Raw genomic sequence first — 26802 nt, forward strand, 5'->3', positions numbered from 1 at the left:
TCCTCGATGACTTACGGCAGGACGCCCAGCAGCTCGACGTCGAACGTCAAAGTCGCGTTCGGGCCGATCGGGCCGCCGGGAGTGCCGTTCTCACCGTAGGCGAGTTCGCCCGGGATCCAGAAGCGGTACTTCGAACCGACCGGCATCAGCGCAACGCCTTCGGTCCAGCCCTTGATCACCTGGTCCAGGCCGAACTCAGCCGGCTGGCGGCCGTAGGAACTGTCGAACACGGTGCCGTTGAGCAGCTTGCCTTCGTAGTTCACGCGCACCTTGCTGCTCGGCAGCGGACGCTCGCCGCTACCCGGGCGGATCACCTGGTACTGCAGGCCCGACGCGGTGGTCACCACGCCCGGCTGGGTCTTGTTCTTGGCCAGGAACGCATTGCCTTCCTCGCGGTTGGTCTGCGCAGCGGCGGCGGCCTTGGCCTGCATTTCGGCCTGCTTGCTGCCCATGAAGGCCTGAATGGTGGCGGTCGCGTCAGCTTCCGTCATCTTCGGCTGTCCCTTGCTCAGGCCGGTGCTGATCGCGTCAAACAGCGAGGCGACGTCGATGTCATCCTTCAGCTGCGCCAGCGACGGGCCCACCGAGTAGGAACCGATCATCTGCGAGACCTTGACGCGGTCGACCTTCGGCGGCTGCGAACCCGGCGCCACGCCCGGCACCTGCTGGCCGCTGCGGGCCATCACGACCTGGCGCAGGGCCGCGTCGGTGGCCTTGGCCTGTTCCTGGGTGATCTGCGGCTGCAGGCCTTCGAACGAACGCTCCACGGCGGTGCGCAGCGCGGCCACGTCGATCTCATCGGCGATCGGAGTGAACGACTTGGCCACGTCCAGGCCGATGGCGTAGCCCAGCTTCTGCTTGGGGGAATTCAAGGTTGCGGTCTCCTTGGCGGCTGCGGGGGCAGCCGGTTGTTGCGACAGAGCGACACCCGAAGTGCCCATCGCCAGAATCAGAACCGACGCCGCGGCGCCGCGCATTCCCATCTTCATTCGCTGCATTCCTGGAAGTGTCTGGGCGCCGACGTCGGCGCGAAAAGGATCATTGTCGCACGCATGCCGTCGATGTCGAGGCATGCGTGCCGGATATCAATGCGTGGCGGCGGCCGCCAGCGCCTTGTCGATGGCCGCGATCAGCTGCGGATCGTCCGGCGTCACCTTGCTGGCGAACTGGGCGATGACCTTGCCATCGCGGCCCACGAGGTACTTGTGGAAGTTCCAGGCCGGCGCAACGCCGGTCGCTGCGGTCAGCCGCTGGTACAGCGGCGTGGCCTGCGGACCGACCACATGCACTTTCTCGAACATCGGGAACCTGACGCCGTAGGTCAGGGTGCAGAAGTCCTGGATCTGCTTCTCGTCACCGGGCTCCTGGCCCTTGAAATCGTTGGACGGGAAGCCGAGCACCGCGAAGCCCTTGCCGGCGTACTGCCTGTGCAGCGCCTCCAGGCCTTCGTACTGAGGGGTATAGCCACACTTGCTGGCGGTATTGACCACCAGCAGCACCTGGCCGTGGTAGCGCTGCTGCAGGTTGACCTGCTGCTTGCCAGCCAGCGGCCGGTAGCTGACGTCGAGCAGGTCGGCGGCCAGCGCATTGGCCGAGGCTGCCAGGCCGAGGGCCAGCAGAGTCAACAGGGACAGGCCGCGGAAGCGGTGCGGGAAGGCGGTCGACAGGGGCATGGGAACGTTCCGCAATAGCCGTTTCAAGGGTCCGGCCAGCATCGGCCGGGAATCGGCCGAACTATAGCACCGGGCCCTGTGGCACCTGTCGGCCCCGCCGTGGCACAGCTTTGCCGGGCTTGGCGACAGCCTGTGGGAAACGGCCGCGGCGCGTCGTCATTGACATAGGATTGACGTGACTGAATGGAAGGCGGTCAGGGAAGCCGGTTTCACCAACCAATTTTTCCTTTATTATCAATTGCCTGGATGGATATGGCGCGTTCTTGACCGCCCCTGCCATCAGTTGGGTGATGTGGGGGCTTGCACCCCGGCGTGCCGGTGTTATAGTTGCATACAACACCAGTCACCTGAGACAGGGGGAAGCCATGAACGTCCGGATCCGTCGCAACCTCACCGCACACGCGGCCGTCGCTGTTTCGACCCTGCTCGTGCTGGCCTGGTGGGCCACGCCCACCGCCCCTGCTTCTGCCGCTGCCGAAAGTGCGCAGGACGCGACGCTCTCCCCGGCAGGGAATGCCACCCCCTCCTCCCCCCCTCCCCCGCGTCGGCTGCACAGCGCGCTGTCCATGCCGTATTTCTCGTTCGCCCAGCCGCTGATCCCACGGAGCTGAACATGAGCGACATCCAGTGGAGCGACGGCGCTCCCATCTACCGTCAGTTGAAGGAGCGCGTGATCGCCATGATGCTCGACGGAATCCTCAAGCCGGGCGATGCCCTGCCTTCGGTGCGCCAGGTGGCCGCCGACTATCAACTCAACCCCATCACCGTTTCGCGCGCCTACCAGGAACTGGCTGACGAAGGCCTGGTGGAGAAGCGCCGCGGCCTGGGCATGTTCATGACCGAGCAGGCGGCTACGCAGCTGCGAAGCAGCGAGCGCGACCGTTTCCTCAACGAAGAATGGCCGGCGGTCCTGGAGCGCATCCAGCGCCTGGGCCTGAGCCTCGACGAATTGCTGCCCCAGGGGAAAGTCTGATGAAGAGCACTGCAAGTGAAGCGGTCATCACCGCCCGAGGCCTGCGCAAGGCCTACAAGACCACGGTTGCCCTCGACAACGCCAGCTTCAGCATCCCAAGCGGGCGCATCGTCGGCCTGATCGGGCCCAATGGCGCCGGCAAGACCACCGCGCTGAAGGCCATTCTTGGCCTGACCTCGGTGGAGGGGGACCTGAGCGTGCTCGGGCGTGACCCGCGACTGCACCGCGACGAACTGATGAATGACATCTGCTTCATCGCTGATGTCGCCGTGCTGCCGCGCTGGTTGAAGGTCCGCGAAGCGATCGACTTCGTCGCTGGCGTTCACCCGCGCTTCGACCGCGCCCGTTGCGAACGCTTCCTGGCCAACACCAAGCTGCAGCCGAAGCAGCGCGTGCGGGAGCTGTCCAAGGGCATGATCGTGCAGCTGCACCTGGCGCTGGTGATGGCCATCGATGCCCGCATCCTGGTGCTGGACGAGCCGACACTGGGCCTGGACATCCTGTACCGCAAGGAGTTCTACCAGCGCCTGCTGGAAGACTACTTCGACGAACAGAAGACGATCATCGTCACTACCCACCAGGTGGAGGAAATCGAGCATATCCTCAGCGACGTCATGTTCATCCGTGATGGCCGCATCGTGCTCGACGCTGAAATGGACGACGTCGGCCAGCGCTATACCGAGCTGCTGGTCAATGCCGAACAGCTGGACACCGCCCGCGCATTGAAGCCGATCGACGAGCGCAGCCTGGCGTTCGGCAAGACGGTGATGCTGTTCGATGGCGTGCCGCGCGCCCAGCTTTCCTCCCTCGGCGAGACCCGCATCCCGGGCCTGGCCGACCTGTTCGTCGCCATCATGAAGGGGACCTACGCATGAACGCCGTCAACCACCCCGTCAGCCCGATCGGCACCCTGCGCTGGCTGCTCAAGCGCGAGTATTGGGAGAACCGCGGCGGCTTCCTCTATGCACCGTTGATCGCCGGACTGATCTCGCTGGTGATGAGCACCATCGGCATCGCGTTCGGCCTGTTCGCGCTGCATCGTGCCGCGCGCGACGGCGGCCTGCACATCGACGGCGAAGATGTGAACATCAATGGCCTGGACCTGGCGCTGCTCACCCGCGACATCAGTGCCAAGGACCTGGCCGATCTCGGTAACGGCCTCGACCTGACCCTCGTGCTCAGCTCGGCGTGGCCATTTCTGGTCCTGGCCTTCGTGGTGTTCTTCTACTGCCTGGGCGCCCTGTACGATGACCGCCGCGACCGCAGCATCCTGTTCTGGAAGTCGCTGCCGCTGTCGGACACCCAGACGGTGCTGTCCAAGCTGATCAGTGCGCTGATCGTGGCCCCGCTGATCGCGGTGATCGCTGGCATCATCACCATGCTCGGCTTCATGCTGGTCATCAGCATCGTCGCGCTGATGCACGGTGGCAGCCCGATGACCCTGATCTGGGGCCCGGCCAGCCCGTTGACCCTGGCTGCCGGCCACCTGAGCTGGATTCCGGTCTACGCGCTGTGGGCCCTGCCCACCGCCGGCTGGCTGCTGCTGTGCTCGGCCTGGGCCAAGAGCAAGCCGTTCCTGTGGGCGGTGATGCTGCCGCTGTTTGCCGGCGTCATCGTCAGCACCACCAAGATCATGCCGCTGTTCGGTCTGACCACCGGCTGGTTCTGGCAGAACATCGTCGGCCGCCTGCTGCTGGGCGGCGTACCCGGCATGGACCTGCTGTATCGCCTCGGCGCAGGTGAAGGGTCGCGCCGAGATCTGGACTCGGTGGTCAGCCTGATGTCCCCTGCCTCGCAGCTGAAGTCGCTGGCGATGCCGGAGCTGTGGATCGGTGCGGCCGTCGGTGCAGTGTTCATCTTCCTCGCCATCCGCCTGCGCAAGCGCGCCGGCGAGATCTGATCCCATCCACCTGGAGGCATCACCATGCGTTCCCTGCTCGCCTGTTCTGCGTTGTTGCTGTTGCCGCTGTCGGCGCTGGCCGCCGATGCCCCTAACTGCAAGTTCACCGCTGCCCGTACGTTGAAGCTGGAGACATCCGGCGCCAAGGCGGTGGTGTTCGAGGTGAACCAGCATGACCTGAAGGTGGTCGCCAGCAAGGGCGGTGGCCAGCTGGATGGTCGCGCCTGCGCCTCCAGCCAGGAATGGTTGGACCAGCTGGTGCTGGATCAGCGGAAGGAAGGCGACAAGCTGGTGGTCAGCCTGCGCCGCGAAGGCCGCGACAGCGGCATCAGCCTGGGCAGCAGCTATGCCTGGCTGGACATCCGTGGCAGCGTGCCGGACAACCTGCCCCTGCAGCTGAAGGTCGGTTCCGGCGATGCCAGTGTGGACAACGCGCAGTCGCTGAGCGTGGATGTCGGCTCCGGTGATGCCATCATCCGTGGCACCCGTGGCAGCATCCACGCAGCGGTGGGCTCGGGTGACCTGGACATCGACGGCGGCAGCTCGCTGAACCTGCTGTCGCTGGGCTCTGGCGACGTCAAGGCACGCAACATCGGCGGCGATGCGGTCACCGGCACGGTGGGTTCGGGTGACCTGAAGCTCAGCGATGTCCGCGGCAACGCCCGGCTGGACACCGTCGGGTCCGGCGACGTCGGGTTCAAGCGCGTGCAGGGCAACGTCGAGGTCGGCGTGGTCGGCTCCGGCGATGTCGACCTGTCCGACATCGGCGGCAGCGTGCATGTGCGCAGCCACGGCTCGGGTGACATCCAGGTCGATGGCGTGCGCGGCAGCCTGACCGTCGACCACAGCGGCAGCGGCGACGTGGGCCACCGCAACGTCAGCGGCACCGTCACCCTGCCCCGCAAAAAGTAACCGCCACCGGACCGATCGAGGACACTGCCATGAATCTGCTGCGCGTGCTGCCTGCCACCCTGCTGTGCCTGCCGCTGATCGCCTGCGGCGGCACGTCCTCCACGCCTGATACCACCGTCGGCAAAAGCGTGGCCGAGGCGACCAGCGGGGTCGGCCAGACGGTCAAGGAGGCCATGGACGATGCCCGCAAGGACATCGCCCAGGGCAACATCAAGATCTCGGCCGACAAGCAGCCGCGTGCGGAGATCACGCCGGACGGGCGGCTGCTGATCGGCGGCAAGGAAGTGCCGGCTGATGAGGCCCAGCGCCGGCAGCTGCTGGAATACCGCGGCCACGTCGTTGCCATTGCAATGGACGGCATGGATGTCGGCCTGGCCGGTGCCAAGCTCGGCGCCAGTGCTGCCGGAGAGGCCCTGAAGGGCATCTTCAGCGGCGACAGCGAGGGCATCGAGAAGCGGATCAATGCCGAGGCGGAGAAGATCGAAGCCCAGGCCAAGCGCATCTGCAACCGCATGCCGGCGATGCTGGCCAGCCAGCAGGCGCTGGCCGCATCGCTGCCCGCGTTCAAGCCGTACGCCACGATGGACCAGAGTGACGTCGACGACTGCGGCAAGGACACCGTGGTCCAGCGCTAGGCCTGTGACAGATCAGCACACCCGGCCGGCAGCGGCGCCCCGCTGCCGGCCGTAACGTGCCGACCGGCTTACAATGTCGGCCCCGGACGCCCCCGAACCGAATGCCATGAAGAAGTTGTTCCTGCTGCTGGCCGCCCTGCTCTGCCTGGGCCTGGTCGGCTGTGACAAGGATTACCGCAACCACCGCGCCGAGCGCGGCAAGCCCAAGATTTCCGTCAGCGAAGGGATGGTGACCGTGCGTCGCCCGCCGGCACCGAACATCATCATCCTCGGCGATGGCACGATGAAGGTGGACGAGATCCAGATCCCGCTCGACGAAGGGCAGAAGCAGATGCTGCAGACGATGTTCGGCCGGCTGCAAGTACTGCGCCAGAACACCCTGGTCGCCGCCCCGGCCGATCCCAACATGCAACCGGTGAAGATCCAGCCGCCGGAAGGCATGGAAGTGATCCCGTCCGACCTGGTCCAGCGCATCCCCGAGTTCAAGGACTACACCGACACCTTCGGCAACATCGTCGCCGACCGCCGCTGAAAAAACGCCGCCCCCTGGGCGGCGTTTCCTCTTGTAGAGCCGAGCCCATGCCCGGCTCAGGTCCAGGAAGCAGCCGAGCATGGGCTCGGCCCTACGACCGGCGCATCAACCGCCGCCACCGCCCCCCGCGTGGATGCCACCGGCAGTCAGCGCGGTGGGGTCCAGCAGGCGGCGCAGTTCCGCTTCCTGCAGGCCGCTGTCTTCCAGCGCTACGTCCAGCACCGGGCGCTGTTCCTTGTAGGCACGCTTGGCAATGGCCGCTGCCTTCTCGTAGCCGATGATCGGGTTCAGCGCCGTGACCAGGATGGGATTGCGCGACAGCGCCTCGGCAACACGGTCTTGGCGCACCTTCAGCCCGGCAATCGCGCTGTCGGCCAGCAGCCGCGACACATTGGCCAGCAGGCCGATGCCATCCAGCAGGTTCACCGCAATCAGCGGCAGGGTGACGTTGAGCTGGAAGTTGCCGGTCTGCCCGGCCACGGTGATCGCGGTGTGGTGGCCAATCACCTGCGCGCACGCCATCACGGTTGCTTCCGGAATCACCGGGTTGACCTTGCCCGGCATGATCGAGCTGCCCGGCTGCAGTGCCGGCAGTTCGATCTCGCCCAGCCCGGCCAGCGGACCGGCGTTCATCCAGCGAAGATCATTGGCGATCTTGATCAGCGCCACCGCCAGTGCATTGAGCTGGCCGGACAACTCCACTGCATCGTCCTGCGCGGCCAGGCCTTCGAACTTGTTCTCGGCGCTGTCGAACTTGAAACCGGTCTGTTGCTTCAGTGCCTTGGCTACCTGCGCGCCAAAACGCGGGTCGGCGTTGATGCCGGTGCCGATGGCGGTGCCACCCAGCGGCAGGCGGCGCACGCGCTTGAGGCTGTCTTCGATGCGCTCCTGCGCCGAGGCCAGCTGCGCCGACCATGCGCCGAACTCCTGCTCGAAGGTCAGTGGCATCGCGTCCATCAGGTGGGTACGGCCGGTCTTGACCACCTTGCGCAGGCTGCGGCCCTTCTTGTCGAGGGTCTTGCGCAGGTGCACCAGCGCCGGCAGCAGCTGTTCGTGCGTCGCCAGCACCGCCGACACGCGCAGCGCGGTCGGGATCACGTCGTTGGAGCTCTGCCCCTGGTTGACGTGGTCATTGGGATGCACGGTGGTCTTGCCCGCCTTGCCGGCACGGTTGGCCAGGGTGGCGATGACCTCATTGGCATTCATGTTCGACGACGTGCCCGAACCGGTCTGGTAGACGTCGATCGGGAAGTGCGCGTCCCAGTTGCCGGCGGCCACTTCGGCAGCAGCGGTCTGGATGGCCTTGGCCACGTTCTTCGGCAGGTGGCCCAGCTCGGCGTTGACGCCGGCGGCAGCGCCCTTGACCAGGCCCAGGGCACGGATGAAACCGCGCGGCATGCGCTGGCCCGACACCGGGAAATTCTGCACGGCACGCTGGGTCTGGGCGCCCCACAGGGCGTCCGCAGGCACCTGCAGCTCGCCCATGCTGTCGTGTTCGATTCTGAAACCCTTGCTTGCAGCTTTGCTCATTGCATCAACTCCGCACTACTTCAGTTGGGGAAAGGGAAGCGGCGGCTGGCAGGGTGTCGCTTCCCGGGCTGGCGGCTGCGCCAACGATACTCCCTTGCCCGCAGCGTGGGATGACGAGGACGGGCCAGAACGTTCCGTCCGCAGGGCCGTGTTGTAGAGCCGAGCCCATGCTCGGCTTCCCGCAGGGCGCCGGATTCTCTGAAGCAGCCGAGCGTGGGCTCGGCTCTACAGGGCACGCCCCGCCGGCACGTCGTAGAATATCGGCCCCGCCGCTCGTCCCAGCCCTGCCGACATGTCCGATTCCGCCCTGCTCGCCCTGTCCCCGCTCGATGGCCGCTATGCCGGCAAGGTCGACGCGCTGCGCCCGATCTTCTCCGAATACGGCCTGATCAAGGCCCGCATCACGGTCGAGGTGGAATGGCTGCTGGCGCTGGCCGCCGAACCGGGCATCGTCGAACTGGCGCCGTTCTCCGACGCCGCCGTCGCCCGCCTGCGCGACCTGGCCGCCCGCTTCAGCCCGGCCCAGGCCGCGCGCGTGAAGGAGATCGAGCGCACCACCAACCATGACGTCAAGGCGGTGGAGTACTTCATCAAGGAACAGCTGAAGGATGACGCCGAGCTGGCGCCGGCGCTGGAATTCGTGCATTTCGCCTGCACCAGCGAAGACATCAACAACCTCAGCTACGGCCTGATGCTGGAACAGGCCCGCCGCGAGGTGCTGCTGCCGACCCTGGACGGCATCGCCAGCACCCTGCGCACCCTGGCCCACGCCCAGGCCGGCCAGCCGATGCTGTCGCGCACCCACGGCCAGACCGCCTCGCCGACCACTTTGGGCAAGGAACTGGCCAACGTGGTCGCTCGCCTGGAACGCCAGCGCCGGCAGATCGCCGCGGTCGAACTGACCGGCAAGATCAACGGTGCCGTCGGCAACTACAACGCCCACGTGGCCAGCTACCCGGACGTGGACTGGCCGGCCTTCGCCGAGCGCTTCGTGACCGGCCTGGGCCTGGTATTCAACCCGTACACCACGCAGATCGAGCCGCACGACAACGTGGCCGAGATCGGCGATGCCGCACGCCGCGCCAACATCATCCTGATCGATCTGGCCCGCGACATCTGGGGCTACATCTCGCTGGGCTATTTCAAGCAGCGCCTGAAGGAAGGCGAAGTCGGCTCGTCGACGATGCCGCACAAGGTCAACCCGATCGATTTCGAGAATGCCGAAGGCAACTTCGGCATCGCCAACGCGCTGTTCGAGCACTTCAGCGCGAAGCTGCCGATCAGCCGCTGGCAGCGTGACCTGACCGATTCCACCGTGCTGCGTGCACTGGGCACCGCGTTCGGCCACAGCCAGGTGGCGCTGGATTCGCTGGCCAAGGGCCTGGGCAAGCTGGAAGTGAACCCGCAGCGCCTGGATGCCGATCTGGACGCGGCCTGGGAAGTGCTGGCCGAGGCCGTGCAGACGGTGATGCGCCGCCATGGCCTGCCGAACCCGTACGAGCAGCTGAAGGCGCTGACCCGCGGCCAGGGCATCACGGCCGAGTCGATGCGTGCATTCGTGCAGGGGCTGGAGCTGCCGGCGGATGCGAAGCAGCGCCTGCTGGAGATGACCCCGGGCAGCTACACCGGCCTGGCCGAGTCACTGGCGAAGAAGATCTAAGAGGTTTCCGTTGCGGCGGCGGCCGCGGGCGCTGCCTGCGGCAGGCAACGGCAACAGCAATAGCAACGTCAAGAGCGGCTCTGGATTGCTGCTAGCTGGGCGGGCCGGGAGGGGCCAGCGGGACACGCCGTAAACCCATCCATGGGGGCTCGATGGCGCCATCCATGGCGCCAACGGTCCCGCTGACCCCTCCCGCCCCACCTCTGACAGATTTCCGGTGACGGATCGAAGAGCGTGGGGTTGTCGGGGCAGAATTTGAAAGAGGGACGCGGCTTCGCCGCGTCCGTCTTTGTTTGAGGGTCTTTTGTAGAGCCGAGCCCGTGCTCGGCTGCTTTTGGGCGTGGGCAACAGCAAGCCGAGCGTGGGCTCGGCTCTACACAAGCAAGCGCAGCGCGCGACCCGCCGTTGCCTTTCATCTTCTTCTTCCATTCCGTGGCGGGCCGCACAGGAAATTGTCAGGGGCCGGGCGGGTGGGCTGCGCGGGGGTGTCCGCCGCATGGATGCGGCGGCCAAGCTTACAGGGACGTACTTGCAGCGTCCCCCGCGCAGCCCACCCGCCCGGCCAAACCCGGCTTTTGCTTTCAGCGACCAACCCAAACCCCGCCACGAGGGGCTCCGCCGTTGGCCGGACACCCCGCGACAAACCACCGCACGTGCGCAATCCCGACGAACGGCGGACAATGGAACCCTTGGCGGCCCGCCACGCCGCCCCTCCCGCTTTCCGCTGCAAGGATTCCCCCATGGCCGCCCGCAAGTCCTCCGCCCCCCTGATCGAAGTCACCGCCCGCCCCGGCCAGCCGCTGGGCATGGCGCCGGCCACCTTCCTGCGCGACTTCTGGCAGAAACGCCCGCTGCTGATCCGCAACGCCTTCCCCAATTTCCAGACCCCGGTGCAGCCGGAAGACCTGGCCGGGCTGGCCTGCGAGGAAGGCGTGCTGGCGCGCCTGATCGAGCACGACAAGACCCAGGACGGCTGGCGCGTGCGCACCGGCCCGTTCCAGGAAGACGTGTTCCCCGCCCTGCCCGACCACGATTGGACCCTGCTGGTGCAGGACGTGGACAAGTGGGACCCGGACGTGCGCGCCCTGATCGAGCACTTCAGCTTCCTGCCGCGCTGGCGCATGGATGACGTGATGATCAGCTTCGCCGCCACCGGCGGCTCGGTCGGCGCCCATGTCGACCAGTACGACGTGTTCCTGCTGCAGGCCCACGGCCATCGCCGCTGGCAGATCGATGCCAGCGAATCGATCAAGGGCAGGCAGCCGCCGCTGGGCTTCCGCCCGGACGTGGAGCTGAAGCTGCTGAAGGTGTTCAAGCCCACCCACGACTGGGTGCTGGCGCCGGGCGACATGCTCTACCTGCCGCCGAACGTGCCGCACCACGGCGTCGCCGAAGACCCCTGCCTGACCTTCTCCTTCGGCATGCGTGCGCCGTCCTCGGCCGAGCTGATCAGCGACTACCTGGACACCCTGATTGCCGATGCCGACGAGAACATCCGCTATCAGGATGCCGACCTGAAGGTGCCGGCCGACCCGAACGAGATCGACACGGTGGCGATGGCGCGGGTGATCACCGCGCTCAACGCCATCCGCATGAACGACCCGGACAAGCTGGGTGACTGGTTCGGCCGTTTCATCACCACCTACCGCGCCGCCGGCGAAGTGATGGCTCACCAGGCCGCTCCCGCACCGGAGGAAGTGGTCCAGGCCCTGGCCTCGGGCCTGCTGCTGCAGCGTCACCCCTGGGCGCGCCTGGCCTGGCGCCGGGCCAAGCGTGGCGCCAGCCTGTACGTCAGCGGCCAGGACTTCGCGCTGCCGGTGAAGGACGCGCAGCGCCTCGCCGGCGCCGAGCAGCTCGATGCCGCCGCCTATCGCGGCCTGTCCGACAAGGGCCGCGCGGTGGTCCAGCAGCTGTTGGCCGGTGGCGTGTTCCAGCTGATCGATCCGAACGAGGTGTATGACGCTGAAGATGAGGATGACGGCGAAGACGCCGTGGTGCTCGGCGAAGTGGTTGAAGGCCGTGACCGTGTCGACGCGATCGACGCCGACGCGGTGTCCGACGATGTCCACACCGTGACCGTGCACGACGACGGCATCGAGGTCATCGTCAACTTCGAGGATCACGACGAAGACGACAGCGACGACGGTCGCGCCTGAGCCCTGCCGCCATGGTCCGGGTCCAGCAGGTCAGCCACGCCAACGCCCATGTTGCCATCCACGACGTGCGCCAACGCGTGTTCGTGCAGGAACAGGGCATCGCCGCCGAACTGGAACGCGACGCGCTGGACCCGGTCAGCGCCCATGTGCTGGCGCTGGACGCCGAAGGCCTGCCGGTCGGCACCGGCCGCCTGGCCCCCGATGGCCGCATCGGTCGCATGGCGGTGCTGGCCGACCATCGCAGCCAGGGCGTCGGTGAGGCCCTGCTGGAGGCACTGGTGGAGGCCGGGCGCCGGCTCGGCCTGGCCGAACTGCACCTGCACGCCCAGCTGCCCGCCCGCGACTTCTATGCCCGCCAGGGCTTCCTGCCCGAGGGCGAGGTGTTCGAGGAGGCCGGCATCGGCCACCAGCAGATGCGGCGGCGGCTGGGCGCGGCCAGCGCCATCGACAGCCGCGCCGAGGCCGTGGCGGCCACTACCGCCGTCATTCACCGCGCCCGTCGCCAGCTGTGGCTGCACAGCCGCCAGCTCGACCCGGGCCTGCTCGACACGCCTACGGTGCAGGCCGCGCTGCGCCGCTTCGTCACTGCCCGCCACGACAAGCAGCTGCAGGTGATCGTGCACGATGCCGCTGCGATCGCCGCTGCCGGCGCCCCACTGCTGGCGCTGGCCCAGCGCCTGCCCAGCGTGGTCCGGTTCCGCGAGGTCAGCGATCCGGTCGACCGTGCGTTGGCCTCGGCCTGCCTGCTCAACGATGCGGGCGACTTCTACTTTCGTCTGATCGGCCATCGCCTCGACGGCGAGGCCGGCATCGCACTGCCTGCACGTTCGCAGCCGTTCGAGCAGCAATTGCTGCGTGTCTGGGACCGTTCGCGCGATTGCAGCGAACTGCGCGCGCTCGGCATCTGAGCCGGCGCCGCCGACCCAACCTGTCTGGAACCGGCACCCGAGGACGCGGGTTGCCTGCGGCAATGCCCCTTCGTGGCCCGTTGGGGGTACAATTTGGCTGTTTGAACGCGCCCGCGCAGGGCTATTCATCATTCCTGCCGGGTCCTTCTGAAGCCATACCCCACAAAGCGAATCAACACCCTCCATCGTGGACAATCAACTGAAGCAGTTTGCGCAATCTTCGCAACTCGCCGGCGGCAACGCCTCCTATGTCGAGGACCTGTACGAGCAGTACCTGGTCTCCCCGGATAGTGTCGATCCCAAATGGAAAACCTACTTCGATGGCTTCAAGGGCCGTGAAGCAGGTGACATTCCGCACTCGGCCGTCATCTCCCACATCGCGGACGCGGCCAAGGATGCGCTGAAAGCTGGCACCGGCAGCGGTGCGGGCGACGAGCGCGAGCGCAATGTCGGTCGTCTGATCACCGCCTACCGCTCCCGCGGCCACCTCGACGCCCGCCTGGACCCGCTGGGCCTGGCCGCACCGGTCAACACCCCGGACCTGGGCCTGCCGTTCCACAGCCTGTCCGATGCCGACCTCAACAGCGAGTTCAGCACCGGCGGCGTCGGCGGCCAGCCGCGCATGAAGCTGCGCGACCTGCTGGCACGCCTGAAGGCGACCTACACCGGCTCGATCGGTGCGGAGTTCATGCACATCTCCGAGGTCGAGCAGCGCCAGTGGATCTACAAGAAGCTGGAAGCGGCCGGTGGCAACTACCAGCTGGACGCTGACACCCAGCGCCGCACCCTGGAGCGCCTGACCGCGGCCGAAGGCCTGGAGCGCTACCTGCACACCAAGTACGTCGGCCAGAAGCGCTTCTCGCTGGAAGGCGGCGACTCGCTGATCCCGATGATGGACACCATCATCCGCAGCGCCGGCAAGGATGGCGTCAAGGACGTGGTGATCGGCATGGCCCACCGCGGCCGCCTGAACGTGCTGGTCAACACCCTGGGCAAGAACCCGCGCAAGCTGTTCGACGAGTTCGAGGGCAAGTTCGAGCACGACGAGCACGCTTCGGCCGGCGACGTGAAGTACCACATGGGCTTCTCCGCCGACGTCGCCACTGAAGGCGGCCCGGTGCACCTGGCGCTGGCGTTCAACCCGTCGCACCTGGAAATCGCCGACCCGGTCGTGGCCGGTTCCGTGCGTTCGCGCCAGGAGCGCCGGAAGGACACCGCCCGCAAGCAGGTGATGCCGATCCTGATCCACGGCGACGCGGCCTTCTCCGGCCAGGGCGTGGTCATGGAGCTGTTCCAGATGTCGCAGGCCCGCGGCTTCGCCGTCGGTGGCACCGTGCACATCGTGGTCAACAACCAGGTGGGCTTCACCACCTCCAACCCGCTGGATACGCGCTCCACGCGCTATGCCACCGACGTGGCGAAGATGATCGCCGCGCCGGTACTGCACGTGAACGGCGATGATCCGGAAGCGGTGGTGTTCGCCGCGCAGCTGGCCTTCGAGTTCCGCCAGAAGTTCGCCAAGGACGTGGTCATCGACCTGATGTGCTACCGCCGTTGGGGCCACAACGAGGCCGACGAACCGGCAATCACCCAGCCGCTGATGTACCAGGTGATCCGCAAGCACCCGACCACCCGCGAGATGTACGCCGAGCAGCTGGAGAAGGCAGGCGTGATCGCCGCCGGTGCCGGCAAGGCGATGGTCGATGCCTACCGCGAGAAGCTGGACGCCGGTGAAGTGACCACCGAACTGGCCAAGGTCGAGAAGACCCCGCCGAGCAGCCCGCTGTTCGTCGATTGGCCGAAGCTGCTGGAAGGCAAGCTGTCCGACCCGGTCTCGACCAAGGTCGAGAAGAACAAGCTGGTCGAACTGGCCAGGCTGATCAACACCATCCCGGACGAAGTGCAGCTGCACTCGCGCGTGGCCAAGGTCTACGACGACCGCCGCAAGATGGCCGCCGGCGAGATTCCGGGCGACTGGGGCTTTGCCGAGAACCTGGCCTACGCCACCCTGCTCGACGAAGGCCATGCACTGCGCCTGGTCGGCCAGGACGTCGGCCGCGGTACGTTCACGCACCGCCACGCGATCCTGCACGACCAGAAGACCGACAACTACTACATGCCGCTGCGGCAGCTGGTGGATTCGCCGGAGAAGGCCACCGTCATCGACTCGCTGCTGAGCGAAGAAGCGGTGATGGCCTACGAATACGGCTTCTCCACCACCGATCCGAACACGCTGTGCATCTGGGAAGGCCAGTTCGGCGACTTCGCCAACGGCGCCCAGGTGGTGATCGACCAGTTCATCGCCGCCGGTGAAGCCAAGTGGGGCCGCATTTCCGGCCTGACCCTGCTGCTGCCGCACGGCTATGAAGGGCAAGGCCCCGAACACAGCTCGGCGCGCCTGGAGCGCTTCCTGCAGCTGTGCGCGCTGGAGAACATGCTGGTGGTCGTGCCGTCGACTCCGGCCCAGGCCTTCCACATGCTGCGTCGCCAGCTGCACATGACCACCCGCAAGCCGCTGGTGGTGATGTCGCCGAAGTCGCTGCTGCGCCACAAGCTGGCGGTGTCGACCCTCGACGAGCTGGCCAACGGCGAGTTCCAGCACCTGATCGGCGACGCCAATGCCGACGCCAAGAAGGTCAAGCGCGTGGTGCTGTGCTCGGGCAAGGTCTACTACGACCTGCTGGAGGACCAGACCAAGCGTGGCCAGGACGACGTGGCGATCATCCGCGTGGAGCAACTGTATCCGTTCCCGCGTGCGCTGCTGGCTGCCGAGCTGAAGAAGTACGGCAAGGCCACCGACGTGGTGTGGACGCAGGAAGAACCGCAGAACCAGGGTGCGTGGTACCAGATCCGCCACCACCTGCAGTTCTGCCTGGCCGATGGCCAGAACCTGCACTACGCCGGTCGCGCACGTTCGGCCTCGCCGGCTGCCGGTCACATGGCTGACCATGTCCGCGAGCAGCAGCAGCTGATCGCCGACGCACTGGTCAACCCGTTCAACGACCAGGTCGCTGAATAACTCTCCCCCCTATTTAGAAGACAAACCAGGAAGCTCCCGCAATGGCCACCGAAGTCAAAGCCCCGGTACTGCCCGAATCCGTCGCCGACGGCACCATCGCCACCTGGCACAAGAAGGTGGGCGACGCCGTCAAGCGCGACGAAAACCTGCTTGACCTGGAAACCGACAAGGTCGTCCTGGAAGTGCCGTCGCCGGTTGACGGCGTGCTCAAGGAAATCAAGTTCAAGGAAGGCGATACCGTGACCTCCAGCCAGGTCGTGGCGATCATCGAAGAAGGCGCCGTAGCTGCGGCTCCGGCCCCGGCCGCTGAAGAGAAGAAGGCTGAAGCCGCACCGGCCGCCGCTGCTCCGGCCGCTGCCGCTGCGCCGGCCCCGGCTGCCAAGTCGGCCGCCGACGCGCTGCCGCCGGGCGCCCGCTTCACCGCCATCACCGAAGGCGTGAACCCGGCCGACGTCGACGGCACCGGCCGTCGTGGCGCGGTGACCAAGGAAGACATCGTCAACTTCGCCCGCAACGGCGGCGCCGGCAAGGCCGGTGGCGCACGTCCGGAAGAGCGCGTGCCGATGACCCGCATCCGCAAGCGCATTGCCGAGCGCCTGATGGAGTCGAAGAACTCCACCGCCATGCTGACCACCTTCAACGAAGTCGACCTGTCCAAGGTTTCGGCCGCGCGCAAGGAACTGCAGGACGAGTTCGTCAAGGCCCACGGCATCAAGCTGGGCTTCATGAGCTTCTTCGTGAAGGCCGCTGCCAACGCGCTGCAGCGCTTCCCGCTGGTCAATGCCTCGATCGACGGCGACGACATCATCTACCACGGCTACTCGGACATCTCGATCGCCGTCTCGACCGAGAAGGGCCTGGTCACGCCGGTCCTACGCAACGTCGAGCGCATGTCGTTCGCCGACATCGAGAAGACCATCGCCGACTACGCCAAGAAGGCACGTGACGGCAAGCTGGGCCTGGAAGAACTGCAGGGCGGCACCTTCACCGTGACCAACGGCGGCACCTTCGGTTCGCTGCTGTCGACCCCGATCATCAACCCGCCGCAGAGCGCCATCCTGGGCATGCACGCCATCAAGGAGCGTCCGATCGCCCAGAACGGCCAGGTCGTGATCGCGCCGATGATGTACCTGGCGCTGTCCTACGACCACCGCATCATCGACGGCAAGGACTCGGTGCAGTTCCTGGTGGACATCAAGAACCAGCTGGAAAACCCGGGCCGCATGCTGTTCGGCCTGTAAGAAACCTCCCGCCCCTCCGCGCCTGCGCGGAGGGGTTCTGGTAATGCATCAAGGAATAATTCAATGGCTGAACAATTCGACGTCGTCGTCATCGGTGCCGGCCCGGCCGGTTACCACGCTGCCATCCGCGCGGCCCAGCTGGGCCTGAAGACCGCCTGCATCGACGCTGCGCTGGGCAAGGACGGCAAGCCGGCCCTCGGCGGCACCTGCCTGCGCGTGGGCTGCATCCCGTCCAAGGCGCTGCTGGATTCCTCGCGCCAGTTCTGGAACATGGGCCACATCTTTGGCGACCACGGCATCAGCTTCAAGGATGCCAAGATCGACGTCGAGGCGATGATTGGCCGCAAGGACAAGATCGTCAAGCAGTTCACCGGCGGCATCGGCATGCTGTTCAAGGCCAACAAGGTCGCCGCCTATTACGGCTTCGGCCAGCTGCAGCCAGGCAACGTGGTCAAGGTGAAGCAGCACGACGGTTCGGAAGTCGAGCTGAAGGGCACCAACGTCATCATCGCGGCCGGTTCGGATTCGATCGAGCTGCCGTTCGCCAAGTTCGACGGCGAGACCATCGTCGACAACGTCGGCGGCCTGGACTTCACCGAAGTGCCGAACCGCCTGGCGGTGATCGGCGCCGGCGTGATCGGCCTGGAACTGGGCAGCGTGTGGAAGCGCCTGGGCGCTGAGGTGACCATCCTGGAAGCCATGCCGGAGTTCCTGGCCGCTGCTGACGCCGAAGTGGCCAAGACCGCTGCCAAGGAGTTCAAGAAGCAGGGCCTGGACATCAAGCTCAATGCCAAGGTTTCCAAGACCGAGATCACCGGCAAGGGCAAGAAGAAGGAAGTCATCGTCACCTACACCGACGCCGAAGGCGAAAAGACCCTGACCGTGGACAAGCTGCTGGTGGCCGTGGGCCGTCGCGCCGCCACCAAGGGCCTGCTGGCCGAAGGCACCGGCGTCAAGGTCAACGAGCGCGGCCAGATTGAAGTCGATGCGCACTGCCACACCGGCGTCGACGGCGTGTGGGCGGTCGGCGACTGCGTGCGCGGCCCGATGCTGGCGCACAAGGGCTTCGAGGAAGGCATCGCGGTGGCTGAGCTGATCGCCGGCCTGCCGGGCCACGTCAACTTCGACACCATCCCGTGGGTCATCTACACCGAGCCGGAACTGGCCTGGGTCGGCAAGACCGAAGCCCAGCTGAAGGCCGAGGGCATTCCGTACAAGGCCGGCAGCTTCCCGTTCGCCGCCAACGGCCGTGCCGTGGCGATGATCGAGCCGGCGGGCTTCGTGAAGATCCTGGCCCATGCCGAAACCGATCGCATCCTCGGCATGCACCTGGTCGGCGCCAACGTCTCCGAGCTGGTGCACGAAGGCGTGCTGACCATGGAATTCAGCGGCTCGGCCGACGACCTGGCCCGCATCTGCCACGCCCACCCGTCGCTGTCGGAAGTGATCCACGACGCGGCGATGGCGGTCAGCAAGCGCGCCATCCACAAGGCGAACTGATCGTTCGCGGGTTGTGCCGGCCGCTGGCCGGGATGGCCGGATGCAAGGAACCCCGCTTCGGCGGGGTTTTTTGTTGCTCATTTCCCTGTAGTGCCGAGTCCACGCTCGGCTGCCCTGCACAGGCCGCCGAGCATTGGGCTCGGCGCTACACCTTTCCGGCCGGCTTCTTCGGCGGATCGTCACAGATGCGGTGCCGGACCACGGTTCCACCCGCCTTCCACTCCTTCACCACCCGGCAGCGCTCCCTGGGCTTGACCGCCCTGGCCGCTGCAGCATCCGCCTCATCGGCAGCGGCGGCCTGCTGTCGTTCCAGCCATGCGGACGACGGTGACACCGGTGTGGCCGGTGCCGGCCCCGCAAGCAATGCCAGCGCGACCAGCACCACTGCCCTCATGCCGCCACCGGGCCGCCGCCGAGCAGGCGCGCGGGCAGCATGAACAGCGCGCGCAGGAACGCAAACAGCGCCGAGAACGTGATGCCGACCAAGCGGAACGGCAGGCTCAGCAACCAGACAAACGGCCACGCGATCAGGGCGAGGACCGCCAGCGGCCAGCACAGCACGAACAGCAGGCACCACACACCGAGCGCGAACAGGGTCTTCATCACGGTCTCCTCGTGGCGGCACCTTGCCGCCTGCCGACACGTTGGCGCCCTGCCCTTGCCGCGCGCAAATGGTTTGCGACGAAACCGGGCTGGGGGCGATGAAACCGACCCAGCGCCGGTGCAATGCCGAGCCCATGCCCGGCTGCGCTTCGTGGCGACCGCATGGAACCCGCGCTGCACGGGGGCGCTGACAGCGGCTCCTGCCGCTGCCTTGGGCTCTACAGCGCCCGATGGCGGTTGCCGGCCAACGGCCGGCACGACCGTTACTCGAACGAACCGACCGAATCGTGGGCCAGGTTGTCGAATCGGGTGTATTCGCCAAAGAACTTCAGCTTGCACGAACCGGTCGGGCCACCACGGTGCTTGCCGATGATGATCTCGGCCAAGCCCTTGTCTGGCGAATTTTCCTTGTTGTAGTAATCGTCGCGGTAGATGAAGACGATCATGTCCGCGTCCTGCTCGATTGCGCCCGATTCGCGAAGGTCGGCCATCACCGGGCGCTTGTCGGTACGCGTTTCCAGCGAGCGGTTGAGCTGCGACAACGCGATCACTGGAACGTTCAGTTCCTTGGCCAGGCCCTTCAGCGAACGCGAGATTTCCGAGATTTCAGTCGCGCGGTTCTCGCTGTTGCCCGGCACGCTCATCAGCTGCAGGTAGTCGATCACCACCAGGCCCAGGTCATGCTCGCGCTTGAGGCGGCGGCACTTGGAACGCAGCACTTCAGGCGACACGCCGGGCGTGTCGTCGATGAAGATCTTGGTTTCCTTCAGCATCTTGATCGCGCTGGTGACACGGCTCCAGTCCTCGTCTTCCAGCTGGCCGGTACGCAGGCGCTGCGCGTTGATGCGGCCATTGGAGGAAATCAGGCGCATCGCCAACTGCGCGGCCGACATTTCCATCGAGAACACGGCCACGCCCTTCTTCGATTTGATCGCTGCGTACTCGGCGATGTTCAGTGCGAAGGTGGTCTTGCCCATGGCCGGGCGCGCGGCAAGGATGATCAGGTCGGTCGGCTGCAGGCCGGAGGTCATTGCGTCGAAATCGGTATAACCGGTCGGCAGGCCGGTAATGTTGCCGCCGTTCTCGAAACGACTGCGCAGCTCTTCGAAGGCATCCTTCAGTGCACCGGGCATCGCCACGAAATCGGTACGGCCGCGTGCGCCCTGTTCGGCGATGGCGAACACGCTCTTTTCTGCCGAGGCCAGCAGCTCGCTGCTGTCACGCCCTTCGGGCTGGAAGCCGTCGTTGACGATATCCGTGCCGACCTGGATCAGCTGCCGCAGCACCGCCTTGTCACGCACGATCTCGGCATAGGCCACGATGTTGGCGGCTGACGGCGTGGTACTGGCCAGCTCGACCAGGTAGGCGCCATCACCCACCAGTTCCATCTTGCCCTGCGATTCGAACCACTCGCCCAAGGTCACCGCATCGAACGGCCGCTCGCGCTCGGACAGCTCACGGATTGCGCGATAGATCATCTGGTGGTCGCGGCGGTAGAAGTCGCTTTCGGTCAGCTGGTCATTGACCCGGTCGTAGGCCTCCGGGGCCAGCATCAGGCCACCCAGCACCGCCTGCTCGGCTTCCACCGAATGCGGCGGTACCCGCAGCTGGTCGATGCGCGACTCGTCGCGTTCGCGATCGAAGCCATCACCGCGCTCTCTGCGGTTGGAACGGAAGCCGGGGCGAGCGGACATGCTGCGATGTTTCCTGCAAAAGTGGGCGAGACGAGTGTAGGCATGTGCCGCCCCCGGCGGCGATGGACAAGCCTGTGGATAAACCGTGGGAAAACGGGGGATATCCGCCGGTACCTGGCCAGACTGGCGTGGGAGCATCGCACTGCCTGCGACGGGCGCCGTTGCGGCGCCCGAGCACGCATTATCGCAGATGGTGGTGTCGACCGCTGGCGTCAATCGCCCTTGACGTGCACCTCGATCAGCGCCAGGAACCGGTCCATGTAGCCCTGCAGGAATTTCTGCGTGCCCTCGTTGTGGACCGTGCCGTCGGCATCGATCAGGCCGTCCTTGAAATGAATGAATGCCTCTGGCTGGCCGAGCACGTGCATGTCCAGGAAGGCCAGGCTGTTGCGCAGATGCTGCTGGGCCACGGCGGTGCCGATCTGGCCGATGGAGGCGCCGATCACCGCCGCCGGCTTGCCGGCAAACGCACTGTCACCATACGGGCGCGATCCGATATCGATGGCGTTCTTGAGCACGCCGGGCACCGACCGGTTGTACTCGGGTGTCACGAACAGCACCGCGTCGGCGGCGCGCACCTGGTCCTTCAGCCGGGTGCCCTGCGGCGGATAATCGGCGTCGAAATCCTGGTCGTACAACGGCAGATCGCCGATCTGCACATACTGGAAGCGCGCGCGATCACCGGCGAGCTTCTCCAGCGCATGGGCCAGCTTGCGGTTGCAGGAATCCTTGCGCAGGCTGCCAACGAACACGGCGATGGTGGGGACGGACATCGGGACATACTCCTCACGGTGCGGGAGCACCAGCCTAGTCGCCGGGCCCTTGCAGGCCGGTGAAGATCAGCCGCCCGTCACGCCCGCACGCACCTGCCGCCAATGCGCCTGCCAGGCCTGGAACATCAGCACGTTCCACAGATGGGTATGCCACTTGCGCTGGCCGCCGAGGAACTGCTGCCACAGCGGCTGTATGGCGGCCGCCGACAGCACGCCCTCCCGCTCCAGCCGTGCCGGCTGCAACAGGTCTTCGGCCCACGGCCGCAGGTCGCCCTTCAGCCAGTCACTGACCGGTGCGCCGAAACCGCGCTTGGGACGGTGCACCATCGACTGCGGCACATAACGGCACAGCACGCGCTTGAGCAGCACCTTGCTGGTGGTCTCACTGCGCTTGAAGCCCAGCGGCAGCGACCAGGCGAACTCGGCCACGCGTGAATCCAGCAACGGTGCGCGCGCTTCCAGGCTGACCGCCATCGAGGTCCGGTCGACCTTGCACAGCAGATCATCCGGCAGGTAGGTCAGGTAATCGGCCAGCATCATCGCGTCGGCCGGTGTGCCGGCGCCGTGCAACGGATCGGCCAGATCATAGAAGCTGCCGGCAGCCTGCGCGCCCGGCACTGCCGCTGTCGGGTCGCGCCAGCGCGAGATGCGGTTGCGGTACACGTCACCGATGCCACGCGCGCCGGACTCGGCCAACAGCGCGGCCAGGCCGCCGGTACGCGAGGCCTCGCCCTGCTGCTGGGAGCGCGCGCCCATCCAGCGCCGCAGCGGCCCAGGCACGCGCCCCAGCATCTGCCAGTTGCGCAGCGCGCGCACATAGCGGGTGTAGCCGAAGAACAGTTCATCGCCACCATCGCCGGAAAGCGCCACGGTCACGCCCTGCCGCGCCAGCCGGGCGACCAGCGCGGTCGGTACCTGCGAGGCATCGGCGAAGGGTTCGTCAAACATCGCCGGCAACTGCGGCACCACCGCCAGTGCATCGGCGCCACTCACGTAGAGTTCGGTGTGGTCACAGCCCAGGTGCGCGGCCAGTTCCTTGGCCAGCGGCGCCTCGTCGTGGCTCGAATCGGTAAATCCGATGCTGAAACTGTGCACCGGCTGCCCGCTCTGCGCCTGCATCAGCGCCGCCACCAGCGACGAATCGGTACCCCCGGACAGGAACACGCCCACCGGCACGTCGGCCACCATGCGCAGCGCCACTGCGTCGCGCAGCAGCCCGTCCAGCTGCTCCTCGGCCTCCTCGATGCGGCCCTGGAACGGCGCAGCCAGCGCCGCCTGCATGCGTGCACGTGCATCCCAGTAGGGGCGCTGCGCCTGTTCCGGGCGATGCGCCGAAGCGCCCGCCGCCACGGCTTCGGCATCCAGGCGCAGCACGCGGCCCGGCATCAGCTTGTAGCAGCGCTGGTGGATGCTGTGCGGGGCTGGAATGTAGTCCAGCCGCAGCAGCAGGGTCAGTGCGTCACGGTCGATGTCGTTGTCGAAGGCCGGGTGCTGCCACAGCGCCTTCAGTTCGGAGCCGAACACCAGGGTGTCCCCGGCCCAGCCGTAGTACAACGGCTTCTTGCCAACGCGGTCGCGGGCCAGCCACAGGCATTGCTGCTGGCGGTCCCACAGCGCGATGGCGAACATGCCGTTGCAGCGCTGCAGGGTGTCTTCCATGCCCCATTGCAGGATCGCTGCCAGCAGCACCTCGGTGTCGGAGTGACCACGGAAGACATGCCCCAATGGCTCCAGTTCTGCACGCAGGGCAGCGAAGTTGTAGACCTCGCCGTTGTACGCCATCACATAGCGGCCGTCGGCCGAAGCCATCGGCTGGTGGCCCAGCGGCGACAGGTCGAGAATGCTCAGGCGACGGTGTGCCAGCGCGATGCCTACACCGGCATCGACCCAGTTGCCGCCATCATCCGGCCCGCGATGGTGCAGCGCTTCGCCCATGGCCAGCACCTGCGCCTGCAGTAGCTCGGCCGACGCCACAGGCGCCGGCAACAACATTCCCGCCAATCCACACATGCATCAAGGTTCCTGCGCCAGTTCAAGGGCGGCGCCAATCACCGCATTGTCGCTTGGAAGCCCGAACATTGCTGCCCCCGCCAACGGGGTGTAGGTATCGGCACCGCAGACCCGGCGCAGTGGCAGATGGCCGAAACCGGCCTTGACCAGTGCGGTCACCACGCCCTCGCCCACCCCGCCACTGTGCCGGCCCTCGTCCAGCACCAGCACCCGCCGTGCGCTGGCGGCCTGGGCGGCGATGAAGCCGGCATCCAGCGGCACCAGCCAGCGCAGGTCGACCACCCGCACCTGCCAGCCCAGCTGCTGCCCGATGGCTCGCGCTGCGCGCAACGCCATCGGCACGCCGTTGCCATACGTGTAGACCACCAGATCGCCCGCCTCCGGCCCGTAAACACGGCCCTCGCCCGGCACCAGTGCCCGGCCCTGGGCCGGATAGTCGAACAGCCACTGGCCATCGCCCGGCTCATGCAGGTCCTTGCTCATGTACAGCGCGATCGGCTCCAGGAACACGGCCACGCGCCCATCCACCCGGGCCAGCGCCGCCAGCGTGCGCAACATCATCACCGCATCGTCGCCGCGCGACGGGCAGCCGACCACCAGCCCGGGGATGTCGCGCAGGGCGGTGATCGAGTTGTCGTTGTGGAAGTGGCCGCCGAAGCCCTTCTGGTAGCCCAGCCCGGCCACCCGCAGCAGCATCGGGTTGCGGTACTGGTCGTTGGAGAAGAACTGCAGCGAACAGGCCTCGCCACGAAGCTGGTCGATGGCATTGTGCAGGTAGGCCAGGTACTGGATTTCCGGAATCGGCAGCATGCCCATGTTGGCCAGGCCCTGCGCCATGCCCAGGATCATGGTTTCGTCCAGCAGGGTATTGAACACCCGGCGTGGCCCGAAGCGGCGCAGCAGATCCTTTGTGACAGTGTACACACCGCCCTTCTGGGCCACGTCCTCGCCGAACAGCAGGCTCTGCGGATACTTCGCCAGCAATTCCTGCAGGCCGTGGTTGATCTGGATCGCCAGATGCCGCGGCGCCTGTCGTTCGGGCAATGCCTCGATACCACCATAGAGTGCCTCGCGCGCTTCGGCAGTGACCTCGCGCTGCGCTTCAGCCTGCACCGCTGCCGGCGTGTACGGTGCGAGCGGCGCCATCACCTCCCGCAGCGACCCCAGCTTCGCCCCGCCTTCAGCCTCGGTGGCAGCGGCCATGCAGCGCGCACGCATCGTCTCGTAGGCCGTCTCGATCGCGGCCGCATCCATCCAGCCCGACTCCAGTGCGATCTGCGCCGAGCGCAGCAGCGGATCCTGCGCCTCGGCCGCGCACAGCTCCGGCAACGCCCGCCATTCCACTTCGAAGTCGGTGCCGGCGTGGCCCATCAGGCGCGTGGTGCGCAGATGCAGGAAAGTCGGTCGCCGCGTTCGCCGGCAGTGTTCCACCGCGGCCTGCACCTGGGCGTGCCCGGTGGCCAGGTCCAGCCCATCGGCGAAGAAATAGTCCAGCCCCGGCTGGTGGCTGAAGCGCTCGGCGATCCAGCCATCGGGGGTCTTCACCGAGATGCCCAGGCCGTTGTCCTCGCAGACGAACAGGATTGGCGCCAGCAGTTTCTGGTAGGCCGCCCACATCGCGGTGTTGAACGCCGTCTGCGCGGTAGCGTGATTGGCCGAGGCGTCGCCGAACGAGCAGAGCACGATACTGTCGGCGGGAACCGGCAGCGCCTGCGCCAGCCGCTTGCCACTCTCGATGGCCAGCGCGGTGCCCAGCGCTTTCGGCAGGTGCGAGGCGATGGTCGAAGTCTGCGGCAGCACCCACAGCGGCTTGCTGCCCCACACTTTGTGGCGGCCACCACTGGCCGGATCATCGGCGCAGGCAGCGAAGGAAAGCGCAGCATCGCGCAACGGGTCGATGCCCGGCACCTGGCGCGAACGCTCGGCCATGAAGGCGCCGGAACGATAGTGCAGGAAGGCAGGATCGGTGTGCCGGCAGGCCCGCGCCAGCAGCGCGTTGCCTTCATGGCCGGACGACCCGATGGTGTAGAAGACCTTGTTCTGCACGCGCAGCACGCGCGCCATCAGGTCCAGCTGGCGGCTGGCCAGCTGCGAGTCGAACAGTTCATCGAAGGCGGCAGCGGTGAGCGTACTGCCGGGCAGGATCGGAGCATCTGCCGCGGGTCGCGGGCGCGGCGTCCCGCGCCACCCGCGCACCGCCTCAAGGAAATTGACGTCGCACACCTCGGCGCGGTTGAGCCCCCGCATGCGTGCGGGAATCGGATCCGGAACCACAGCGAACATCGAACACCCTCCGTGTCGTTGTTGCGTTCCGCCCGGCAATACCGGGCGCTACCCTGTGGGCATCAAGCCGCCTCGAAACGCGAGCGCACCTCGGCGGTCACCGCCGGCATCGGCAGGAAGCGCGGCTGCGCACGCACGCGCTGCAGCCAGGCGCGCACCTCGGGGAATGGCTCCAGGCTGATGCCGCCCTCGCCTGCCACGTCGGTGTAGGCAAACAGGGCGATATCGGCGATGCCGTAGCTGCTGCCGGTGAACCACTGCGCCTGGCGAAGGTGCTGCTCCATCACCGCCAGCGCGGTGGCGGCGCGCTCGTGCAACCGTGGCAGCTCGGCGCGGCGTGGCGAGTCGGGCGCCGTCCAGCCCCGGATGAAGCGCGCTACCGCCACGCACGGCTCGTGCGTGTACTGCTCGAAGAACATCCAGCTCAACGCCTGCGCACGCTCCCAGCCATCGCTGGGCAGGTAGGGCGTGCCTTCTGCCAGCCAGAACAGGATCGCGTTGGATTCGGTCAGCACGCGGCCGTCGTCGCGGACGATCAGCGGCACCTTGGCATTCGGGTTGAGCGCAAGGAATTCGGGCGTGTGGGTCTGGCCATGGGCACTGTCCACTTCCACCCAGCGGTAACGGCTCCCGAGCTGCTCAAGCAGCAGCCGGACCTTGTGGCAATTGCCCGAGACCGACATGCCATGCACCGTCAGCGGGACGCGCTCTTCCACCATTGCCTGCTCCATCGGATCCGGCCGGCGGCCGGCTGCGTGCAGTCTGGCAAGTGCGCCAGGGAATGCCAAGCGCGGATGCAG

23 protein-coding genes are annotated in these 26802 nt (G+C 66.7%); 13 read left to right on the forward strand and 10 right to left on the reverse strand.

What is annotated here, in order from left to right; all coding sequences use genetic code 11:
• Positions 1 to 11 precede the first annotated feature (11 nt).
• Together AC5P8C_RS03205 and AC5P8C_RS03210 are read right to left on the reverse strand one after the other, a co-directional pair.
• Positions 12 to 989 (reverse strand): FKBP-type peptidyl-prolyl cis-trans isomerase, encoded by a 978-nt coding sequence (locus tag AC5P8C_RS03205; protein ID WP_019660399.1) that lies wholly within the window; start codon positions 987 to 989, stop codon positions 12 to 14.
• Between the two features lie 96 nt (positions 990 to 1085).
• A complete protein-coding gene (locus tag AC5P8C_RS03210; RefSeq protein ID WP_019660400.1) occupies positions 1086 to 1673 on the reverse strand; it encodes a glutathione peroxidase in 588 nt (195 codons plus the stop codon).
• Positions 1674 to 2038: 365 nt separating this feature from the next.
• Here AC5P8C_RS03210 and AC5P8C_RS03215 point away from each other — a divergent pair, with 365 nt between their 5' ends.
• The 7 genes from AC5P8C_RS03215 to AC5P8C_RS03245 all read left to right on the forward strand — a co-directional run bounded on the left by AC5P8C_RS03215 (position 2039) and on the right by AC5P8C_RS03245 (position 6625).
• A complete protein-coding gene (locus AC5P8C_RS03215; protein ID WP_032955307.1) occupies positions 2039 to 2284 on the forward strand; it encodes a hypothetical protein in 246 nt (81 codons plus the stop codon).
• 2 nt (positions 2285 to 2286) lie between these two features.
• Complete coding sequence (locus AC5P8C_RS03220) at positions 2287 to 2646, forward strand: GntR family transcriptional regulator (RefSeq protein WP_006453095.1); 360 nt, start codon at positions 2287 to 2289, stop codon at positions 2644 to 2646.
• Positions 2646 to 3521, forward strand: coding sequence for an ABC transporter ATP-binding protein (locus tag AC5P8C_RS03225; RefSeq protein ID WP_019660401.1), 876 nt, complete (start codon positions 2646 to 2648; stop codon positions 3519 to 3521). Before AC5P8C_RS03220 ends, AC5P8C_RS03225 begins: the two co-directional genes overlap by 1 nt.
• Positions 3518 to 4546 (forward strand): ABC-2 transporter permease, encoded by a 1029-nt coding sequence (locus AC5P8C_RS03230; protein ID WP_019660402.1) that lies wholly within the window; start codon positions 3518 to 3520, stop codon positions 4544 to 4546. Before AC5P8C_RS03225 ends, AC5P8C_RS03230 begins: the two co-directional genes overlap by 4 nt.
• Before the next feature lie 24 nt (positions 4547 to 4570).
• Entirely contained in the window at positions 4571 to 5458 is an 888-nt protein-coding gene (locus AC5P8C_RS03235; protein ID WP_019660403.1) for a DUF4097 family beta strand repeat-containing protein, read from the forward strand.
• Between the two features lie 29 nt (positions 5459 to 5487).
• The gene (locus AC5P8C_RS03240) at positions 5488 to 6093 is read left to right on the forward strand and encodes a YggN family protein (protein WP_019660404.1); all 606 of its coding nucleotides are present in this window, start codon (positions 5488 to 5490) and stop codon (positions 6091 to 6093) included.
• Between the two features lie 106 nt (positions 6094 to 6199).
• Positions 6200 to 6625 (forward strand): hypothetical protein, encoded by a 426-nt coding sequence (locus AC5P8C_RS03245; RefSeq protein WP_032955309.1) that lies wholly within the window; start codon positions 6200 to 6202, stop codon positions 6623 to 6625.
• Positions 6626 to 6730: 105 nt separating this feature from the next.
• Here the strand turns inward: AC5P8C_RS03245 and AC5P8C_RS03250 are convergent, their stop codons facing one another.
• Positions 6731 to 8155, reverse strand: coding sequence for a class II fumarate hydratase (locus tag AC5P8C_RS03250; protein ID WP_019660406.1), 1425 nt, complete (start codon positions 8153 to 8155; stop codon positions 6731 to 6733).
• A 292-nt stretch (positions 8156 to 8447) separates the two neighbouring features.
• Here AC5P8C_RS03250 and purB point away from each other — a divergent pair, with 292 nt between their 5' ends.
• The 6 genes from purB to lpdA all read left to right on the forward strand — a co-directional run bounded on the left by purB (position 8448) and on the right by lpdA (position 18639).
• The gene (gene purB, locus AC5P8C_RS03255) at positions 8448 to 9815 is read left to right on the forward strand and encodes an adenylosuccinate lyase (protein ID WP_019660407.1); all 1368 of its coding nucleotides are present in this window, start codon (positions 8448 to 8450) and stop codon (positions 9813 to 9815) included.
• Between the two features lie 740 nt (positions 9816 to 10555).
• Positions 10556 to 11971, forward strand: coding sequence for a ribosomal protein uL16 3-hydroxylase (locus AC5P8C_RS03260; protein ID WP_019660408.1), 1416 nt, complete (start codon positions 10556 to 10558; stop codon positions 11969 to 11971).
• Positions 11972 to 11982: 11 nt separating this feature from the next.
• Entirely contained in the window at positions 11983 to 12879 is an 897-nt protein-coding gene (locus AC5P8C_RS03265) for a GNAT family N-acetyltransferase (protein WP_233653957.1), read from the forward strand.
• 187 nt (positions 12880 to 13066) lie between these two features.
• Positions 13067 to 15898 carry a 2-oxoglutarate dehydrogenase E1 component gene (locus AC5P8C_RS03270; RefSeq protein ID WP_019660410.1) on the forward strand — a complete coding sequence of 944 codons (2832 nt, stop codon included), beginning with the start codon at positions 13067 to 13069 and terminating at the stop codon, positions 15896 to 15898.
• A gap of 41 nt (positions 15899 to 15939) precedes the next feature.
• Positions 15940 to 17139, forward strand: coding sequence for a dihydrolipoyllysine-residue succinyltransferase (gene sucB / locus AC5P8C_RS03275; RefSeq protein ID WP_019660411.1), 1200 nt, complete (start codon positions 15940 to 15942; stop codon positions 17137 to 17139).
• A gap of 63 nt (positions 17140 to 17202) precedes the next feature.
• The gene (lpdA, locus tag AC5P8C_RS03280) at positions 17203 to 18639 is read left to right on the forward strand and encodes a dihydrolipoyl dehydrogenase (protein ID WP_019660412.1); all 1437 of its coding nucleotides are present in this window, start codon (positions 17203 to 17205) and stop codon (positions 18637 to 18639) included.
• Positions 18640 to 18784: 145 nt separating this feature from the next.
• Here lpdA and AC5P8C_RS03285 read toward each other — a convergent pair whose 3' ends face one another.
• The 7 genes from AC5P8C_RS03285 to AC5P8C_RS03315 all read right to left on the reverse strand — a co-directional run bounded on the left by AC5P8C_RS03285 (position 18785) and on the right by AC5P8C_RS03315 (position 26721).
• Positions 18785 to 19033 carry a hypothetical protein gene (locus tag AC5P8C_RS03285; protein WP_032955311.1) on the reverse strand — a complete coding sequence of 83 codons (249 nt, stop codon included), beginning with the start codon at positions 19031 to 19033 and terminating at the stop codon, positions 18785 to 18787.
• Positions 19030 to 19242: a hypothetical protein gene (locus tag AC5P8C_RS03290; RefSeq protein ID WP_019660414.1), complete on the reverse strand. Its 213-nt coding sequence runs from the start codon at positions 19240 to 19242 to the stop codon at positions 19030 to 19032. Before AC5P8C_RS03290 ends, AC5P8C_RS03285 begins: the two co-directional genes overlap by 4 nt.
• 263 nt (positions 19243 to 19505) lie before the next feature.
• Complete coding sequence (locus tag AC5P8C_RS03295) at positions 19506 to 20936, reverse strand: replicative DNA helicase (RefSeq protein ID WP_019660415.1); 1431 nt, start codon at positions 20934 to 20936, stop codon at positions 19506 to 19508.
• A 212-nt stretch (positions 20937 to 21148) separates the two neighbouring features.
• Entirely contained in the window at positions 21149 to 21709 is a 561-nt protein-coding gene (locus AC5P8C_RS03300) for an NADPH-dependent FMN reductase (protein ID WP_233653956.1), read from the reverse strand.
• A 66-nt stretch (positions 21710 to 21775) separates the two neighbouring features.
• Positions 21776 to 23719, reverse strand: coding sequence for an asparagine synthase (glutamine-hydrolyzing) (gene asnB, locus AC5P8C_RS03305; RefSeq protein ID WP_233653955.1), 1944 nt, complete (start codon positions 23717 to 23719; stop codon positions 21776 to 21778).
• A gap of 3 nt (positions 23720 to 23722) precedes the next feature.
• Positions 23723 to 26002: a thiamine pyrophosphate-dependent enzyme gene (locus AC5P8C_RS03310; RefSeq protein WP_233653954.1), complete on the reverse strand. Its 2280-nt coding sequence runs from the start codon at positions 26000 to 26002 to the stop codon at positions 23723 to 23725.
• 62 nt (positions 26003 to 26064) lie between these two features.
• Complete coding sequence (locus AC5P8C_RS03315) at positions 26065 to 26721, reverse strand: glutathione S-transferase family protein (protein WP_031269994.1); 657 nt, start codon at positions 26719 to 26721, stop codon at positions 26065 to 26067.
• Between the last annotated feature and the right edge of the window lie 81 nt (positions 26722 to 26802).

The sequence above is a fragment of the Stenotrophomonas sp. YJH_SMC_46 genome (genome assembly GCF_059370315.1).